At 72.7% G+C, this 18198-nt stretch carries 13 protein-coding genes and 1 tRNA gene; 8 read left to right on the top strand and 6 right to left on the bottom strand.

Annotation, left to right across the window (positions count from 1 at the left end; all coding sequences use genetic code 11):
- The first annotated feature begins 192 nt into the window (after positions 1-192).
- Both ACFWP3_RS12295 and ACFWP3_RS12290 read left to right on the top strand, forming a co-directional pair.
- Positions 193-265, top strand: a tRNA-Arg gene (locus tag ACFWP3_RS12295).
- A 230-nt stretch (positions 266-495) separates the two neighbouring features.
- Positions 496-1365 carry a nitroreductase/quinone reductase family protein gene (locus ACFWP3_RS12290; RefSeq protein ID WP_384219293.1) on the top strand — a complete coding sequence of 290 codons (870 nt, stop codon included), beginning with the start codon at positions 496-498 and terminating at the stop codon, positions 1363-1365.
- Here the strand turns inward: ACFWP3_RS12290 and ACFWP3_RS12285 are convergent.
- The 4 genes from ACFWP3_RS12285 to ACFWP3_RS12270 form a co-directional block, all read right to left on the bottom strand.
- Positions 1268-2572: an ATP-binding protein gene (locus ACFWP3_RS12285; protein WP_384219290.1), complete on the bottom strand. Its 1305-nt coding sequence runs from the start codon at positions 2570-2572 to the stop codon at positions 1268-1270. The two genes, ACFWP3_RS12290 and ACFWP3_RS12285, sit on opposite strands and share 98 nt — an antisense overlap.
- A 395-nt stretch (positions 2573-2967) precedes the next feature.
- The gene (locus ACFWP3_RS12280) at positions 2968-3168 is read right to left on the bottom strand and encodes a hypothetical protein (protein WP_384219288.1); all 201 of its coding nucleotides are present in this window, start codon (positions 3166-3168) and stop codon (positions 2968-2970) included.
- 99 nt (positions 3169-3267) lie between these two features.
- Entirely contained in the window at positions 3268-5370 is a 2103-nt protein-coding gene (locus ACFWP3_RS12275; protein WP_384219285.1) for an MFS transporter, read from the bottom strand.
- Positions 5371-5536: 166 nt separating this feature from the next.
- Positions 5537-8113 (bottom strand): hypothetical protein, encoded by a 2577-nt coding sequence (locus tag ACFWP3_RS12270; protein WP_384219305.1) that lies wholly within the window; start codon positions 8111-8113, stop codon positions 5537-5539.
- A 172-nt stretch (positions 8114-8285) separates the two neighbouring features.
- On the opposite strand from ACFWP3_RS12270, the gene ACFWP3_RS12265 reads away from it, so the two are divergent.
- The 3 genes from ACFWP3_RS12265 to ACFWP3_RS12255 all read left to right on the top strand — a co-directional run bounded on the left by ACFWP3_RS12265 (position 8286) and on the right by ACFWP3_RS12255 (position 10556).
- On the top strand, positions 8286-9023 hold the full coding sequence (locus tag ACFWP3_RS12265; RefSeq protein ID WP_362304143.1) for a GPP34 family phosphoprotein: 738 nt from the start codon (positions 8286-8288) through the stop codon (positions 9021-9023).
- A 220-nt stretch (positions 9024-9243) separates the two neighbouring features.
- Positions 9244-10137, top strand: coding sequence for a helix-turn-helix domain-containing protein (locus ACFWP3_RS12260; protein WP_384219283.1), 894 nt, complete (start codon positions 9244-9246; stop codon positions 10135-10137).
- A 209-nt stretch (positions 10138-10346) separates the two neighbouring features.
- Positions 10347-10556 carry a DUF397 domain-containing protein gene (locus tag ACFWP3_RS12255; RefSeq protein ID WP_384219281.1) on the top strand — a complete coding sequence of 70 codons (210 nt, stop codon included), beginning with the start codon at positions 10347-10349 and terminating at the stop codon, positions 10554-10556.
- Positions 10557-10745: 189 nt separating this feature from the next.
- Here ACFWP3_RS12255 and ACFWP3_RS12250 read toward each other — a convergent pair whose 3' ends face one another.
- Positions 10746-11591, bottom strand: a complete 846-nt coding sequence (locus ACFWP3_RS12250) for a hypothetical protein (protein ID WP_384219278.1) — start codon at positions 11589-11591, stop codon at positions 10746-10748.
- A 128-nt stretch (positions 11592-11719) separates the two neighbouring features.
- Here ACFWP3_RS12250 and ACFWP3_RS12245 point away from each other — a divergent pair, with 128 nt between their 5' ends.
- Complete coding sequence (locus ACFWP3_RS12245; protein ID WP_384219276.1) at positions 11720-12952, top strand: PLP-dependent aminotransferase family protein; 1233 nt, start codon at positions 11720-11722, stop codon at positions 12950-12952.
- Positions 12953-12955: 3 nt separating this feature from the next.
- Here the strand turns inward: ACFWP3_RS12245 and ACFWP3_RS12240 are convergent, their stop codons facing one another.
- Positions 12956-14323: a serine hydrolase domain-containing protein gene (locus ACFWP3_RS12240; protein WP_384219273.1), complete on the bottom strand. Its 1368-nt coding sequence runs from the start codon at positions 14321-14323 to the stop codon at positions 12956-12958.
- A 248-nt stretch (positions 14324-14571) separates the two neighbouring features.
- Here ACFWP3_RS12240 and ACFWP3_RS12235 point away from each other — a divergent pair, with 248 nt between their 5' ends.
- Together ACFWP3_RS12235 and ACFWP3_RS12230 are read left to right on the top strand one after the other, a co-directional pair.
- Positions 14572-15354 (top strand): SDR family oxidoreductase, encoded by a 783-nt coding sequence (locus ACFWP3_RS12235; RefSeq protein WP_384219271.1) that lies wholly within the window; start codon positions 14572-14574, stop codon positions 15352-15354.
- 51 nt (positions 15355-15405) lie between these two features.
- Positions 15406-17997: a bifunctional FO biosynthesis protein CofGH gene (locus ACFWP3_RS12230; RefSeq protein WP_384219269.1), complete on the top strand. Its 2592-nt coding sequence runs from the start codon at positions 15406-15408 to the stop codon at positions 17995-17997.
- Positions 17998-18198: the final 201 nt, after the last annotated feature.

Genomic DNA, 18198 nt, shown 5'->3' with positions numbered 1-18198 from the left:
CCCGATACCCTCAATTTCGCCCCGGGGGGCCCTCAAAGTCGCCACCGACACTGGCCGCCCCGCCTCCGCCGGCCCGGCCTCCCCCCCCCCCGGCCCGGCCGGGGCGTCCGCGGGGTATCGCAGATGCGGATCAAGCGCCACCCGCTACACTGACCGCGGTGGACCGGCCTCACGGCCGGGTCCGCGCACCCCGCCTTCGTAGCTCAGGGGATAGAGCACGGCTCTCCTAAAGCCGGTGTCGCAGGTTCGAATCCTGCCGAGGGCACATCACGAGGACCCCCAGCTCAATTGGCTGGGGGTCTTCGCCGTGTTGTGGTTCCATGGTGCTCGTGTCGCGTGACGCCGCCTACTGAGATGTGGGCCGGGCGGTGGTTGGGCAGGCACCTGTTCGTCAAGGACCGGGCTCATGGGCTTCCACGCCACCGGCTACGGGTGATTCCCCGCGGTTGTTCGCTGCCATCGCATGCACACACACCGTAAGGAATCCAACACTCCGTGTCATCTTTCAATCAAGCGGTCATCGAAGAGTTCCGGGCGAACGCCGGCCGGGTCGGCGGGCCCTTCGAAGGTTCCGAGCTGATCCTGCTCACCACCACCGGCGCCAGGTCCGGGAAACCGCACACCGTCCCGCTCGGGTTCGTACGCGAGCCCCGCCACGGCGCGGCCGGTGCGGACGGCGGGACGCTGCTCGTCGTCGCGTCCGCGGGCGGGGCCGACCGGCATCCGGCCTGGTTCCACAATCTGCTCGCCCGACCCCTCGTCCAGGTCGAGACCGCGGCCGGGGAGTACGAGGCCGTCGCCGTGCCTGCCGAGGGTGCGCGGCGGGACGAGCTGTTCGCGCACGTCGTGGGCGTGGAGCCCGGCTACGGGGAGTACCAGGAGCGGACCGGGCGGGTGATCCCCGTCGTGGCGCTCCAGCGCACGCACGAGGCGCCCGCCGGGGAGGGCGGGTTCGCCGGGAAGCTGCTCGAGGTGCACGGGTGGCTGCGGGCCCAGCTGGCCCTCGTACGGGAGCAGGCGCGGGAGGCCGCGCCCGGCTCGTTCGGCATGCAACTGCGTCAGCACTGCCTCGCGTTCTGCCACAGCCTGGACTTCCACCACCGCAGCGAGGACGCCGGGATGTTCCCGTACCTGGCACAACAGCATCCGCACCTGAGCGAGTTCTTCCAGCGGATCGACGCCGAGCACCGGGTCATCGCCCGGCTCCAGGAGGAGCTCGTGGCGGCCCTGGACGGGCCGCCGGGCACCGGCCCGGGCGGCGGCGGGTTCAGCGAGCGCGTGGAGCGGCTGAGCCGGGAGCTGGAGGCACATCTCGACAGCGAGGAGGCGCAGTTGCTTCCGGTGCTTCGGGCGCTGGGAGCGTGATGCGGGCCTCGGCGCCGCCCTCCGCCGGATTGCGGAAGGCAAGGGTGGCGCCGAGGGCGCGGGCCTGGCCCGCGGCGATGGTCAGGCCCAGGCCGTGGCCCTTGTTCATGCCCTCCGTACGGAAGCGCTGCGGGCCGGCGGTGAGCAGGTACTGCGGATAGCCGGGGCCCGTGTCGGTCACGGTCAGGGTCCGGCCGTCCACCCGGACCGTGACCGGGGCCGCGCCGTGCTTGTGGGCGTTGGCGACGAGGTTGCCGAGGATCCGCTCCAGGCGCCGCCGGTCGGTCTCCACCCGGAGCGACGAGGCCACCTCCAGCCGGGTGTCGGTGCCCGAGGCGCGGATCGTCCGGGCCGCCAGGGCGGCCAGGTCGTGGGAGTCCAGCTCCACGCGCCCGCTGCCCGTGTCCAGCCGGGAGATCTCCAGCAGGTCCTCGGTCAGCGCGCGCATCGCCTGGACGCGGTCCCGTACGAGTTCGGCCGGGCGGCCCGGCGGCAGGAGCTCGGCGGCCGCGTTCAGCCCGGTCAGCGGGGTGCGGAGCTCGTGCGCGACGTCCGCCGTGAACCGCTGCTCCGCCTCCAGCTTGCGCTGGAGCGAGGAGGCCATCGTGTCCAGGGCCCGGGAGACCGCCGCCACCTCGTCCTTGTTGCGGGCGCTGTCGTCGACCCGCGCGTCCAGGTCGCCCGCGCTGATCCGGCGGGCCACCTGCGCGGTCAGGTGCAGCCGGCGGGTGATCCGGGTGACGCCGACCGCGCCGATGAGCAGGGTGCCGCCGATGGCGAGCACCGAGGAGCCGAGGATGGCGCGGTCCAGCTCGGCGATCGTCCGCTCGGCGGTGGTGAAGTCCACGGACACGGCTATCGCGGTGTCGTGGTCGGCCGGCGCCGCCGCCCACATCGCGGCCCGGCCGCGGTGCTCGCCGATGACCGTGCCGCGCTTGCCGGTCAGCGCCAGCGCGCGCAGCTCGGCCGGCAGGCCGACGGGGTCGATGCCCTCGCCGCGCGCCATCCGCGCGCCGGTCTCGTACGCCGCGATGGTGCGGTCCAGTTTGGCGAGGGCCTTCTCGCGGGCGGTGCTGACGGTCTGGTGGGTCATGGCGCTGTGGACGAGACCGCCGAGCAGGGCCGCGAGCCCGCAGCACATGAGGGTGATGAAGACCGCGGCCTTCCAGGTCAGGGTCGAGGTCCAGGCGGGCAGCCGAAGGCTCATGGTGCGCTGGTCCCGTTCATGATCCTGTGGGCCCGTCCGTCCTGGCTGGTGGTGGAGACGCGGCTGGCGTACGACCGTCCGCGGTCGCCAGGTCACCGTAGTGCGCCCGCCCGCGCGCCCACGCGGCGGGCGCCGGATTACGGCGCCACGAGATCGGCGTAGAAGATCACGTTGTCTACGAGGGGTGTGTGTGGGCCGTCCGTCGGCGAGGTAACGGTTGTCCGGAGTCCGGCCCGCGATGTCGTGACGATGCGAGAAGGCCCTTCCGGCCGGAGTCGGAAGGGCCTTTCGAAAGGGTCGGATGGGGCCGTCAGGTCGGATGGGGCCGTCAGGTCGCCGGGGCGGTCGGGCCGGTCAGGTCGGCCGGGGCGGTGCGGTCAGGTCGGCCGGGGCGGTCAGCTCAGGCCTCTGCTGCGTTCGCCGATGCGGTCGCCCTGCGGGGTGCCGGCCCGCTTGAGGGCCGCCTTCGTGTGCGCCCCGCCCTTGACCTTGCTCCTCAGCAGACCGTCGAAGCCGTGGCCCGGCGGGCGCGGCGGCCGGTCCGGCTCCTGGGCCTGGTGGGCCTGGTGGAAGTCCCGCTTCTGCTCTTTGCTCATCCCGTCGTCAACTCCCTCGGGAAGCACCCAATCGGACTACTGGGATCGTATGCAGATATAGCGGCCGACGCACCCGGACCGGACGTAAAGGATGGTGGATCAAGGCCGCGGCGGTGCCGGCCTGTCCGGCGGCCCCAGCGTGCCGTGGACCAGCTCCTCCGGGCAGGGCGTGCCCCGCGGCAGCTGGTACTTCGCGGCCACCCGGTACTGCCCCGGGCCCGGGGCCAGCAGCTCCGTCCACACGTCGCCCGACTCGTCCGGCGCGGCCTTGAACAGGCATCCCGCCGTGTTCGCGTACTCCTTCACGGCGGCGGCCTTCGCCTTCGACGAGAAGGTCTCCTCCGGCGGCGCCACCGGCTTGCCCGCCGCGTCCACCAGGCCCAGCCACGGCGAGTGCGGGATCCGCACGAGCACGCGCCCGGCCTGCTTCACGTCGATGACGAGCCGGTCGGCGCCCGCCCGCACCACCGTCGCCGGACCGGTCACCAGGTCCGTCGGCTGGTGGACCTTGAACAGCTGCCAGTTCGCGTCGCCCCACACCTGCTGGAGGTACGGGAGCCCCTCGCGCACCAGCTTCGCCTCGTCCTCCCCGCCCGAGTCGGGTTTGTCGGCGGGCAGCACCACGTAGTGCACCGCCCAGCGCTCGAGCCAGGCCCGGTAGCTGTCGGCGGTCAGGGTGTCGTCGTAGAAGAGCGGGTTGCGCTCCAGGTCCGCCTGCCGGTTCCAGCCGCGCGCGAGGTTCACGTACGAGGGGAAGGCGGAGGATTCGCGGTGGCTGCTGGCCGGGACCACCTCGACGCGGCCGCGGTCGGCGCCCGCCTTCTGCAGCTGGTCGACCAGCGGGGCCAGCTCGCGGTTCCAGGCGGCCACCGGGGTGGTGCGGACGATGTCCGTGATGCTGTTGGTGGTGATCCAGATGTTCAGCCCGGCGAAGGCGAGCAGCAGCGCGTACCAGCGGCGGGTGCGCGGGACCGCATACGGGAGGGCCGCGAGCAGGGCGGCTCCGCCGAAGAGCATGATCAGCCGGGTGACGTTCGACCCGATCTGCGAGTCGATCGCCCAGGTCAGGAAGACCCCGAAGGCGTAGACGGCCGAGGAGATCCGGACCGTCTTCCACCGCTCGGGTACGAGGAACAGGACCGCCAGCGCGAACACGAAGGGCAGCCAGGCCGAGCCGAACTTCATCGGCTGCGTCCCGGAGAAGGGGAACAGCCAGGCCGACAGCCCGACCACGGCCACCGGGGCCAGGCCCAGCGCGTAGGCGCCCGGCCGCCGCCCGCTCAGGAACAGCGCGGCCGCGACCACGCCGAGGAAGAGCCCGGCGACGGGGCTGGAGGCGGTGGCGAGTCCGGCCAGCGGGGCCGCGACGGCCGCCTTGGCCCACCGCCGGTCGGCCCATTTGCGCGGCCAGCAGAAGACGGCGGCGACCGCGCCGAGCGCGAACATCACGCCGAGGCCGAAGGTGACACGGCCCGACAGGGCGTTGCAGAACAGCCCGTACACTCCGGCCAGCGCGGGCCACAGGGGTTCGCGCACGGCGCCGCGGCAGCGGGTCAGGACCAGGGCGAGCAGTCCGGCCGAGACGGTGCCCGCGATCATCATCGTGGTCCGGACGCCGAGCATGTGCATGAGGTACGGCGAGACCACGCTGTACGAGACGGGGTGCATGCCGCCGTACCAGGCGAGGTTGTACGCCGAGTCGGGGTGGCGGCCGACGAACTCGGCCCAGGCGTCCTGAGCGGCGAGGTCGCCGCCGCTGTTGGCGAAGGTGAAGAACCAGACGACGTGCAGCACCGCGGCGAGCAGCGTGGACACGGCGACGGGGTGCCGGCGGACCCAATCCAGAGCCCGCGCCCCTATGCCGCCGGGACCGGGGGCGGGGGCGGGGGCGGGGTCGGGGGCGGGCGCCGAGCCGGGGCCGGGCGCCGAGCCGGGGCCGGGCGCCGAGCCGGGCGCGGGGTCGGTGCCGGGGCCGGTGCCGGGGCCGGTGCCGGGGTCGGGGCCGGTGCCGGGGTCGGGGCCGGTGCCAGCGCTGGGGCCGGCGCCAGCGCTGGGGCCGGTGCCAGCGCTGGGGCCGGTGCCAGCGCTGGGGCCGGTGCCAGCGCTGGGGCCGGTGTCGGCGGGTGCGGGCACGTCGGTGGTGCCGCCGTGGCCATCGCCGCGCCGGCCCTCCTGCTGCTGCCGCTGCTCAGCGGTGGTCACTGACGTACTCCCCAACACACGAGTCCACACCCCGCACCTGCCTGCGTCCGGACGCCCGGGGCGTTCGGACGCCCGGCACGTTCGGGACGTTCAGGTCCCGGGACCCAAGACGCGTCCCGGCGCCCCGGGGTTGCCCGGGGCGCCGGATCCGCGCGTTCGCCGGCCGTCAGCCGACGCGCGTCAGCTTGCTGCCGATACCGGGCGCGGCGAGCTCGCTCTGGAGCGCCACCGGCACCTTCACCTGGCTCGCGCCCTCGCCGACCGTGAGCACGCCGATCTCGGTGCCGGCCTTGGCGGTCTGCGGGATCTTGCCGCCGCCGTCGGCCAGCTTCACGTTCACGGTGAGCGAGGCCCAGCCGACCGCCTGCACGTCGGCGGTGGCCACGACCGGGGTGCGGCCGCCGAGACCGTCGTCCACATGGCCCACGACCTGGCCCTTCTTCACGACGGGCGCGCCTTCGAGGGCCTTCTGCGTGGCGATCATCAGCTGCTTGCTCGCGGAGATGACGCTGTCGATGATCGGCGGCTTGTGCTGGCCGAGGACGGCGCCGACGATCAGCTGGTTGGTGTTGCCGATCTTCTTCTGGGCGGCGAAGAGGAGGTTTCCGCCGGCCTTCGTCGTCGTACCGGTCTTGATGCCGAGCGAGTCGTTGTACGGGACGAGGCGGTTCCAGTTGTCCCACTTCTTGCCCGACGGGTCGACCCAGCTTGGCTTCTTGGTGATGTCCAGCAGGGTCTCGATCTCGACGAGCTTGAGGCCCAGCTTCACCTGGTCCTCGGCGGTGCTGACCGTGGTCGCGTCCAGGCCCGAGGGGTCGGTGTACGTGGTGTTGGTCATGCCGAGTTCCTTGGCGGTGTCGTTCATCTTCTTGACGAACGCCTCCTGGGAACCGGAGTCCCAGCGCGCGAGCAGCCGCGCGATGTTGTTGGCCGACGGGATCATCAGGGCGGCGATCGCGTCGTACTCCGAGATCTTGTCGCCCTCCTTGACCGTGTCGAGGGTGGACTCGTTGTTGACCGAGTCGTTCTTCTTGCCCTCGGTCTCGGCCGTCTTGTCGACGTCGATCATCGCGCCCTGCTCACCCTTCTTGATGGGGTGGTCGCGCAGGATGATGTACGCCGTCATCGACTTGGTGACGCTGGCGATCGGCACGGGCTTCTGCTCGCCGGACTGGCCGAGCGTGCCGAGGCCGGCGGCGGCCATGTAGGCCTGGCCCTCGCTGGGCCAGGGCAGCTCGGGCTTGGCGCCGTCGAAGGTGTACGAGGACTTCGCCGTCATCACGAGCTTCGGCTCCGGCAGGGGGCGCACCAGCTGCACGACGGCGAGGATGATCGCCAGGAGCACGACGAGCGGGAAGTAGATCTTGAACCGCCGAACGGCCGTGCGGAGCGGGCTCGGCGGCGGGGGCGGGTTGTTCGTGAGGTCCGCCAGCATGTCGAGCGGCGGCTTGGGGGGCAGGGGCTGCTGGGTGGTCCGCTCGGTGCGGTCCATGGAGGCGGGGGCCGGGGCCGGGGCGGCCGGGGCCGCGGGGGCCGGGGCGGATGCCTTCGGCTGGGGCCGGCCGGGCTCGTCGGTGCGCAGGGGTACGAAGGTGCTGGCCTTGGCCGGAGCGGAATCCGCGGGCCGGTCGTCGGCCGGGGCCGGAGCCGGGGCCGGGGCGGTTGGCTTGACGGCGCGGAAGGTGGCGGTCCGCTCGCTGTCGTCGGCATCCGCGGCCGGAATCCGGAACACACCGGTCCGCTCCCGCGGGGCGGGCTCCTTGACGGGCGCGTCCGCGGCCGCGGCCGGCTTCACCGCCCGGAACACAGCCGTCCGCTCGCTGTCGCCCGGCTCATCGCCGGAGGCGTCCGTCCGCTGCGCCGAAGCGGAATCGGCAGCCGACTTGCGCTGGCCCTCCGCCGAAGCGGAGTCGGCGGCCGGCTTGCGCTGATCCCCCGCCGGAGCGGAACCCGCGGCCGGCCCGGCCGGAGCCGCCGGCCGCACCGCCCGGAACACAGCCGTCCGCTCGCTCTCGCCAGCCTCAGGGGCCGCCTGCGTCCCCGGGGAGTCGGCCTTCACGGCACGGAAAGCGGTGGTCCGCTGATCACCCTCCGCCACCTCACCACCGACCCGCTCCGAACCCGAAGCGGAACCGGTGCCAGGCGCCGCGGCTTCCGCGGCCCCGGCGGCAGCGGGGCCCGACAGCCGGAACGAGCCGGTCCGCTGATCACCGGCCGGTCGACCCGAAGCCGAAGCGGAATCCGCGCCGGGCGCGGTGGGCTCGGCCGCGGGCGAAGCGGAATCCGTGTCAGGTGCGGCGGCTTCCGGGTTTTCGGTGGGAGCCGGGGCCGCGAGGCGGAACGAGGTGGTGGGCTGGGCGCCCGACGGCTGCTCCGACGCCGAACCGGAATCCGCCGAAGGCGAGTCGGCGGCAGCCGGCTTCGCGGCGCGGGAGGCCGTGGTGCGGCCCTCGCCGGCCGGGCGGTCCCCCGCCGGAGCGGAGTCCGTGGCGGTGGTCGTGTCGTCCGCCGTGGCGACCCAGGCCGCCACCGCGTCGCGCAGCGCGTCGCGGCCGCCGGAACCGTCCGGGGCCGGTTCCGCGTCCACGGGTGTGTCCGCAGAGGCATCGACAGGGGTCTCGGGATCCCGTTGCCGGAACACCGACAGCCTCGGGTCGCTCTCCGCGGAGGTCGACGCCGCCCCCGGCGTTCCCTCATCAACCGACTTGTCGGGGGACTCGCCCGCCACCAGTTCCTCCTCCATCGTCGCCACGTCCGGCTGTCCGAATGTCTAACAGTGTCCCGTCTAGGGGGCATCGCCCACGTGCTAGACGAGAACGACATAGCTGCGGGTTCCCCCACAAAGCGGCCACGCGCTCTCGACAGATGAATGTGAGAGGCGTCACCCTGTCACTCATCCACGCGGGGAGGCATGGATGGGCAGGAGCCGCAGAACAATTCCGGAGGAGCTTCTGCTGCTCGCCTTGGACCCGGCCACGGGTACCACGGCGCAGCCGCAGTCGCTCGACCTCGGCCTGGCCGGGGCACAGCTAGTGGAGCTGGCTCTGGCAGGACGGATAGCCCCTGACGGGGATCGTATCGCCGTGGTGATGCCACGGCCGACAGGAGATCCGACTCTGGACTCCGCACTGGAACTGCTGCGCAGGCGCGGCAGTCCGGTACGGGCCGTCCACTGGATTGGCGGACCCCGGCTGGGGCTCCGCCAGATTTACCTCGCCCACCTGGAGCGCTGCGGCATGGTCCATGCCGTCGCGGGCCAGATGTGCGGGGTGCTGCCGACGACTCGCTACCAGGCGACGGACACGGCGATCAGCCGGGAGATCCGTGCCCGGCTGGACACGGCGATCCGCACCGGCGTACCGCCGGACCCGCGGACCGCGGCGCTTGCCGCACTGGCCCACGCGGTCGGACTCGGCAAGCACCTGTACCCCGGCAACGAGGGGCGGTCGTCCAGATCCCGGCTGCGGGACCTGATCCGGCACGACCCGATGGGCGGACTCGTGGCGCACGCCGTGATGGACGTCCAGAACGGTGTGGCCGCACAGCCGCGCCGCGACCGCGCACCGGCACAGCCGGCCGCTCGGGCCACGGCGGGCAGCGTTCCGCTGCAGCCGCGCCGGACGGGTGCGATGGCCCGCGCGGCCGCGCACTGATCCACCCCGCTCCAACCGCTCCAACCGCTCCACCGCAATGCCATCACAACGCCGGCGCGCGGGGTGACGAGGCCGGTTCCGCCGGTCCCGCCGCCCCGCGCGTCTGTTTTTCCGGGCCGTTCCCCAGCGCCGCAGCACCCTTCGGTGGCAGTCTGCTCAACATCAGCCACGCAGAGAGACAGACAGCTGCACGACAGAAGAAGGCGGAGGTGCCGTTCACGTGGCGTCCAATGTCAATCCCACCGTCCGACGCCGCCGACTGGGCATGGAGTTGCGCAAGCTCCGCGAGGACAAGGGCATGACGGCCGAGCAGGTCGCCGAGCGCCTCCTCGTCTCCCAGTCCAAGATCAGCCGGCTGGAGAACGGCCGCCGGTCCATCAGCCAGCGCGACGTACGCGACCTGTGCGAGGTGTACGAGGTGGAGGACCCCAGGCTCGTGGACTCACTCATGCAGATGGCGAAGGACTCCCGCCAGCAGGGCTGGTGGCACGCCTTCGGCGACATCCCGTACAGCGTCTACATCGGCCTGGAGACGGACGCGGCGAGCCTGCGCACCTACGAGCCCCTGGTAATCCCGGGGTTGCTCCAGACCACGGAGTACGCCCACTCCCTGGTCCGCGGCGCGTGGCCGGAGACCGCTCCGGCCGACGTGGAGAAGCGGGTCCAGGTCCGGATGCACCGCCAGAAGCGGCTCTCCGAGACCGAGAACAACAATCCGGAACTCGGGCCGCTGCGCCTGTGGGCGGTGATCGACGAGGCCGCTCTGCGCCGGCGCGTGGGCGATGCCGAGCTGATGGTCCGGCAGCTGAAGTTCCTGATAGAGCAGTCGGAACAGCCGCACATCACGGTGCAGGTGATGCCGTTCGCGCTGGGCGCGCATCCCGGCGTGAACGGCCAGTACGCGATTCTGGAATTCCCGGACGCGTCCGACTCCACGGTGGTCTACATCGAGGGCGTGACGAGCGACCTGTACCTGGAGAAGGCCAACGACGTGCAGAAGTACAGCGTCATGTACGAGCACCTGCGCGCCCAGGCCCTCAATGTCGACGAGACCCGGCGGTTCATCTCCGGCATCATCGCCGGATATGCGGGCAAGGTCGACGAGTCGCGATAAAGGCGCAGGAAACACATGAGGTCCTGGGGAGGGCCGGTACCGTACACCGTCACTCCCCGGCCGCATAAGACCTGAATGGAATATGCCACTCGGTCGGGTGAATGCCTCCTTCACCCGTCAGGAGCTGCGGGTAGCGTCGATCACGTCAGCCGGAGAACGAGCCGGCCGACGCGGCAAAAACGGAACTACTCGCTGAACCGGAGAGAAACATGGCTATTCGTCAGGGCGCCACGCACAACTGGACCAAGTCCTCCTACTCCGCCAACGGCGCCTGCGTCGAGGTCAAGTCCCCCGTCATGGAGGCCATCGCGGTCCGCGACTCGAAGGCGCAGGACGGCCCGTCCCTCACCTTCGCGCCCGGCTCCTGGACCTCGTTCGTCGACGGCGTCACCGAGGGCCGGCTGGGACGCCTCGCCTGAACGTCACGGCATGCGCCCCAACCGACCCGAACGCGTTAACCGCAGTACCGGCAGTACACGCAGTACGAGCAGTGCCCGCAGTACAAGCAGGACCCGCACCACTGGCTGGAGCCCTCTCGACCGGTCCGCCGTCTTGGCCGAGGGGGCTCGGCCATGTCCGCGCACGGTCGGCTGCGGCTACCGCCGCGGCTACCTCAACTGGTCGACGTACCGGTCGGTCCCCGGCACCGTGGGGATGAACGGCGCCACCAGCTCCACCCGCCCCAGCCCCGCCTCCGCGACCTCCGCGTCCAGCCCCTGGAAGCGGTCCCAGCAGGTCCGGGGGTCCTGCTCCAGGAACCACAGGAGCGTCAGGCGGGTGTCGACCCCCTCGACCTGCTTGACGTAGGTCATCCGGTCGCCGGGCAGCGGCGTCGGCCGGAAAACCGTCACCATCGCGGCCGGAGATCCGTGCAGCCGCTTCGGCAGGGCCCGGGCGCGCAGCCACTCCAGCAGCTCGTCCCGCTGCGCGGGCCCGTCGGCGTCGACGACCTGGACGACGAGGCCGGCGTACGGGTGGTCCAGGGCGTGGAAGTCCCGCGGACCGGCGGCGCCGTCGCGGTAGACGGTGGCCTCGTGGTCCTGGAAGGACGTGAACACGTGGGTGCGGTCCTGGTAGACCCGCCCGTCGCGGCCCAGCCGCTTGTTGATGCCGACGGTCCACTTCATGTGCTCGTCGTAGCGGCCCTCGGTGACCCAGTACGTCGATATGTAGCAGCCGGCGGTGACGGGCTGGGCGACCGCCGACTTCTCCGGGTAGCGCAGCTCCTGGAGTTCGCGGGTGGCCACCCAGCGGCGGCCCGCGTACATCCAGGGCATGGCCATGGCGCCGGCGTAGTAGTGGTCGTCCTCGTACCAGCGGTTGTAGGCGTACTCGTGGCCCGGGTGCGGCTCCACCATGGTGATCAGCGCATGGCCGGGGCGGACGCCGTACGGGCCGACGGCGGCGAGCTCGGCATAGTCCTCGGCGCGGGTGTCCCGCTCTTCTGTCGTCATGCGACCGGTCTAGCTGATGTTGCGTCAGATCGGGAGCCCTCGGGCACCGTTCACCATGTGACACATAGGTGTCATCTGCACCTTTCCGTGGCTACGATGCCCGCACCCCACTCCCGGAGGAGCCACCCGTGCCCGCAGACGCCGCCGTCTCCGTCTCCGTCCCCCACGCCGACACAGCCGCTGCCCCGCCGCCCGCGTTCGCCTCGCGGGCCGCCTCGGTGGGCGGCTCCCCCGTACGCGAGATCCTGGCGCTCACCGAACGCCCCGGGGTGATCTCCTTCGCCGGCGGCCTCCCCGCGCCCGAACTCTTCGATGCCGAGGGCCTGCGGGCCGCGTACGACACCGCCTTCGCCGTGTCGGCGCGGCGGGCGCTCCAGTACTCGACCACCGAGGGCGCCCCGGAGCTGCGCGAGGCCGTCGCACGGCGGGCCACGGCCCGGGGCCTGGCCACCGGCGCGGACGAGGTCCTCGTCACCTCGGGCTCGCAACAGGCCCTCACCCTCCTCACCGCCGCGCTGGTCGAACCCGGGGACGTGGTGCTGGTCGAGAACCCCACCTACCTGGCGGCCCTCCAGTGCTTCGGGTTGGCCGGGGCCCGGGTGGTGGCGGTGCCCTGCGACGCGGACGGCCTGATACCCGAGGCCCTGGAGGAACTCCTCGCGCGGGAGCGCCCCAAGCTGCTCTACACCGTCCCGACCTTCCAGAACCCGACGGGCCGCACCCTGCCGGGAGCCCGCCGGGCGGCGGTGGCGCGGATCGCGGCGCGGCGGGGGCTGTGGCTGATCGAGGACGACCCGTACGGGGACCTGCGCTACGAGGGCGCGGAGGTGCCGTGGCTGGCGGCGCACCCGGGGGCCGAGGACCGCACCGCCCTGCTCGGCAGCTTCTCGAAGATCATGGCGCCGGGGCTGCGGCTGGGCTGGCTGCGGGCCCCGGCGGCGCTGCGCCGGGCCGCGGTGGTCGCCAAGCAGGCCGCGGACCTGCACACCTCGACGGTGGACCAGCTGGCCGCCGCGCACTACCTGGCGGCGGTGGACCTCGACGCGCACGTGGCCACGGTCCGCGCGGCCTACCGGCCCCGCCGCGACGCCCTGCTGGCGGGCCTGGCAGAAGCCCTGCCGGCGGGCTCGGCCTGGAACCGTCCGGAGGGCGGCATGTTCGTCTGGGCCCGCCTCCCGGCGGGCCACGACGCGACGGCCCTGCTCAAGGCAGCCCTCGCCCACGACGTGGCCTTCGTCCCGGGAGCCCCCTTCTTCACGGGCGCCCCGGACCCGCGCACCCTTCGCCTGTCCTTCACGACGCACACCCCGGAGGAGATCACCGAGGGCCTGGCCCGCCTGGCCCGCGCGGTCCGCGCCTGAGCCCTAGGGCGAGGCGGTGGGCGCGCCGGGGCCGGTGGCCGTCGGCGTGGCGCCCGTCGGTGTCGTGCCCGTCGGCTCCGGGGCCGTCGGTGTGGCGCCGGTCGGCTCCGGGGCGGTCGGCGTGGTGCCCGTCGGCTCCGGGGCGGTCGGGACGTGGCCCGGGTACACGTGGTCGGGGGTCACGATGCTCGTGATCGCCTCGCCGAAGAGCGTGCTGGGCTCCTGGCCCTCGTGCAGGACGTCGGTGTTGAGCAGCACCACCATGGTCGCCCGGGCCTCCGGCAGGTACACGGTCAGGGTCTCGTAGCCGGGCAGCGAGCCGTTGTGGCCGATCCAGCCCTGGACGTCGAAGATGCCCAGCCCGTACCCGGCACCGGGAATGCCGTCGATCGAGGTCGTCTTCAGGCGTTCCGCCTGCGTCTCGGGCGTCAGCAGCGAGCCGGTGGCCACGGTGCGCGCCCAGCTGCGCAGGTCCATGAGGTCCGAGATCATCGCGCCCGCGGCCCAGGCCCACGACGGGTTCCAGTCGGTCGCGTTGACGATCTTCCCGGTGGTGTCGTCCGTGTAGCCCTGCGGATGCGGGTCGGGGAAGTGCGCGTCGGTCGGGAAGACCGTCCGCCGCAGCCCGGCGGGCTCCAGCACCTCCTCGCGGATGAACTCCTGGAGGGGCTTGCCGCCGGCCTTCTCCACGACGAGACCCAGCAGGATCAGGTTGGTGTTGCTGTACTGCCACTTGGCGTTCGGCTCGAACTGCACCGGGTGCTTGAAGGAGTAGTCGAGCAGCTGCTGCGGTGTGAACGGCCGGGTCGGGCCGGCCGCGAGGGCCTTGCTGAAGTCCTCGTCCAGGCTGTAGTTGAAGAGCCCGCTGCGCATGCCCGCCAGTTCGCGCAGGGTGATGCGGTCCCCGTTCGGGACCCCGTCGACGTACTTCCCGATGGTGTCGTCGAGGGCCACCTTGCCCTGGTCTACGAGTTCGAGGAGCGCGGTCACCGTGAAGGTCTTGGTCTCGCTGCCGATCCGGATGTTGAAGCCGGTCTCCATGGGCGAGCCCGTGGCCTTGTCGGCCACGCCGAAGGTCCGTACGTAGCTCCCCTTGCCGGGGGCCCACAGGCCCACGATCACGCCCGGCACCCGCGCCTCGCGCAGGACCCGCTGGACCGCGGCGTCCAGCTTCGCCGCGACGGCCGGGGTGAGCTCGGGGAACCGCGCGCCGGCGTCGTCCGAAGGCGCGGGCGGGGGCGTGGTGGCGGAGACGGACGGCTCCGGCGTGGGAGCCCCGTACGCGGGGCCCGCGAGGGCCGGGGTGACGAGCAGACCTGCCGCGGCGGCGGCCACGCAGGCCCGGCGCAGGCGTGTGCGGGTGGGACTCACGGCATGCCTCCTGTCGCACGAGGGGGACGAACGCACGTACGAGTACGCGGACCCCGTACGCGGACCAAGGCAGCAGCACCAGCGTAGGTCCGCGCCGACCGGGTCGCGAGGCGAGCCGCCCGGCAGCCTGGCGGCGGCCCGGCGACGCCCCCGGGGCGGGTGGTCGACTCGCGGCCGCCCCCTTCCCATCCCGCTGCCGGGACCCTAGCCTGACGAACCGTCAGATACGTTGCTCCTGGAGGCCCGTCATGCTGCTGCGAGGGAAGACCGTCATCGTCTCCGGGGTCGGGGCCGGGCTGGGGCATCAGGTCGCCGCCACCGTGGTCCGCGACGGCGGGAACGCCGTACTCGGGGCGCGGACGGAGGCGAATCTGGCCAAATCCGCCGCCGAGATCGACCCCGACGGCGCGCACACCGCCTACCTGCCCACCGACATCGGCGACGAGCGCCAGTGCGAGGCCCTCGCCGCGCTCGCCCGGGAGCGGTTCGGCCGGATCGACGCCGTCGTGCACGTCGCCGCCTGGGACTCGTACTTCGGCGGCCTGGAGGACGCCGACTTCGGGACCTGGCAGCAGATCATCGACGTCAACCTGCTGGGGACGCTCCGGATGACCCGGGCCTGCCTGCCCGCGCTCAAGGAGAACGGCGGCTCCGTCGTCATCATCGGGACCCAGTCCGCCGTGGCCGCGCCCAACGAGGTCCAGCAGGCCGCCTACGCCGCCTCCAAGGGCGCCCTGACGTCCGCCATGTACTCCATGGCCCGCGAGCTCGGCCCGCACCGGATCAGGGTCAACACCGTGCTCCCGGGCTGGATGTGGGGCCCGCCCGTGCAGGCCTTCGTCACCTTCACCGCCCACACCGAGAACGTCCCCGAGGCCGAGGTCCACGCCCGCCTCACCGACCGCATGGCGCTGCCCGATCTCGCCACCGACGGGGACGTCGCCGACGCCGCCGCCTTCCTCGCCTCCGACCGGGCGCGGGCGATAACCGGCCAGTCGCTGCTGGTCAACGCCGGTGAGCTGATGCGATGAGCATGCGGCCGACCTCCCCTGGCCCGTACGACCGGATCGTATGCTCGGCCCATGACCACTCCGAGTGACGCTCCGACCGAAAACGCGATGCGCCGCGCGCTCCGGCGGGCCCGCGACGGCGTCGCGCTCGACGCGACCGAGGCGGCCGTACTCCTCCAGGCGCGCGGTGAGGCCCTCGACGACCTCACCGCCTCCGCCGCACGCGTAAGGGACTCCGGACTCGCCGCCGCCGGGCGGCCCGGTGTCATCACGTACTCGACGAGCGTGTTCATCCCGCTGACCCGCCTGTGCCGCGACAAGTGCCACTACTGCACCTTCGCCACCGTCCCCGGCAAGCTCCGCCGCGCCGGCCACGGGATGTACATGTCCCCGGACGAGGTCCTCGACATCGCCCGCCGCGGCGCCGCGCTGGGCTGCAAGGAAGCGCTCATCACCCTCGGCGACAAGCCCGAGGACCGCTGGCCCGAGGCGCGCGAGTGGCTCGAGGCCGAGGGCTACGACGACACCATCTCCTACGTACGGGCCATCTCCATCCGGATCCTGGAGGAGACCGGCCTGCTCCCCCACCTGAACCCGGGTGTCATGTCCTGGGCCGACTTCCAGCGGCTCAAGCCCGTCGCCCCGTCCATGGGCATGATGCTGGAGACCACCGCCACCCGCCTGTGGTCCGAGCCGGGCGGCCCGCACCACGGCTCCCCCGACAAGGAGCCCGCGGTCCGGCTGCGCGTGCTGGAGGACGCCGGGCGGTCCTCGGTGCCCTTCACCAGCGGGCTGCTGATCGGCATCGGCGAGACGTACGAGGAGCGCGCGGAGTCCCTGTTCGCGCTGCGCCGGGTCGCCCGCGCCTACCACGGCATACAGGAGCTGATCATCCAGAACTTCCGCGCCAAGCCGGACACGGCCATGCGCGGGATGCCGGACGCCGAACTCGACGACCTCGTCGCCACGATCGCCGTCGCCCGGCACATCATGGGCCCGTCCGCCTGCCTGCAGGCGCCGCCCAACCTGGTCGACGGGGAGTACGCCCGCCTGATCGGCGCCGGGATCGACGACTGGGGCGGCGTCTCGCCGCTGACCCCCGACCACGTCAACCCCGAGCGCCCGTGGCCCCAGATCGACACGCTGGCCGAGCAGTCCGCGGAGGCCGGCTTCGCGCTGCGCGAGCGGCTCTGCGTCTACCCGGAGTTCGTGCGGCGCGGCGAGCCGTGGCTGGACCCGCGGCTGCTGCCGCACGTACGGGCGCTGGCCGACCCGGAGACGGGGCTGGCCGACGAGTCCGCCGAGGTCGTGGGCCGGCCCTGGCAGGAGCCGGACGAGGCCTTCACCTCGTCCGGGCGGACCGATCTGCACACCGCCATCGACAGCGAGGGCCGCACCGGCGACCGCCGGGAGGACTTCGACCACGTCTACGGCGACTGGGAGGCGCTGCGCGAGGCGGCCGCGCCCGGGATGGTGCCCGAGCGCATCGACACCGACGTGCGGGCCGCGCTCGCGCAGGCCGCCGACGATCCGACCGGGCTCACCGACGCCCAGGCCCTGGCCCTGCTGCACGCCGACGGGACGGCCCTGGACGCCCTCTGCCGGATCGCCGACGACCTGCGCAAGTCGGTGGTCGGGGACGAGGTCACCTACGTCGTCACGCGCAACATCAACTTCACCAACGTCTGTTACACCGGCTGCCGCTTCTGCGCCTTCGCGCAGCGCCGCACGGACGCCGACGCGTACACGCTGTCCCTGGACCAGGTCGCCGACCGGGCCGCCCAGGCCTGGGACGTGGGCGCGGTCGAGGTGTGCATGCAGGGCGGCATCCACCCGGACCTGCCCGGGACGGCGTACTTCGACATCGCGCGCGCGGTGAAGCAGCGCGTCCCGGGGATGCACGTGCACGCCTTCTCGCCGATGGAGGTCGTCAACGGGGCCACGCGGACGGGGATGTCCGTACGGGACTGGCTGACGGCCGCGAAGGAGGCCGGTCTGGACTCCGTACCGGGCACGGCGGCGGAGATCCTCGACGACGAGGTGCGGTGGGTCCTGACCAAGGGCAAGCTGCCGGCGGCGGACTGGATCGAGGTCATCTCCACGGCGCACGAGCTCGGCATCCGGTCCTCGTCCACGATGATGTACGGGCACGTGGACCAGCCGCGGCACTGGCTCGGGCACTTCCGCACGCTGGCCCGGATCCAGCAGAGCGCCCTGTCCAAGGGGGTGGAGGGCTTCACGGAGTTCGTGACGCTGCCGTTCATCCACACCAACGCGCCCGTGTACTTGGCGGGCATCGCCCGGCCCGGGCCCACCGTCCGCGACAACCGGGCGGTGACGGCGATGGCGCGGCTGCTGCTGCACCCGTACATCCCCAACATCCAGACCAGCTGGGTGAAGCTGGGCGCGGAGGGCGCGGCCGAAATGCTGCGGTCCGGGGCCAACGACCTGGGCGGGACGCTGATGGAGGAGACGATCTCGCGGATGGCGGGGTCGAGTTACGGCTCGTACAAGTCGGTGCGGGACCTGATCGCCGTCGCCGAGGCGGCGGGGCGGCCCGCGAAGGCCCGTACGACGCTGTACGGGGAGGTGCCGGCGGAGCGCCAGGACGCGGCCCGCGCCTCGGACGGGCACCTGCCGGAGCTGCTGCCGGTGCTGGACTAGCGGCGGCGGCGGGCGGGTAGCGCGGCGAACCACGAGGGGCCCGGCCGGGGCGTGGCGCGTCCGGCCGGGCGCCCGCACCCGCGGGTGCGTCGGGTCGGGGGGCCGCGAACAGGGAAGCGGTGACAGCGGAGGCGACGACGGTCGCGGCGGCCGCGGGGAACTGCGGATGAACGAGGCATGGCTGGAACCAGCCGGGCCGAA

This window comes from Streptomyces sp. NPDC058525 (assembly GCF_042719495.1).
In the GTDB taxonomy this organism is placed as follows: Bacteria; Actinomycetota; Actinomycetes; order Streptomycetales; family Streptomycetaceae; genus Streptomyces.
This window is presented reverse-complemented; position numbering and strand designations above follow the sequence as displayed.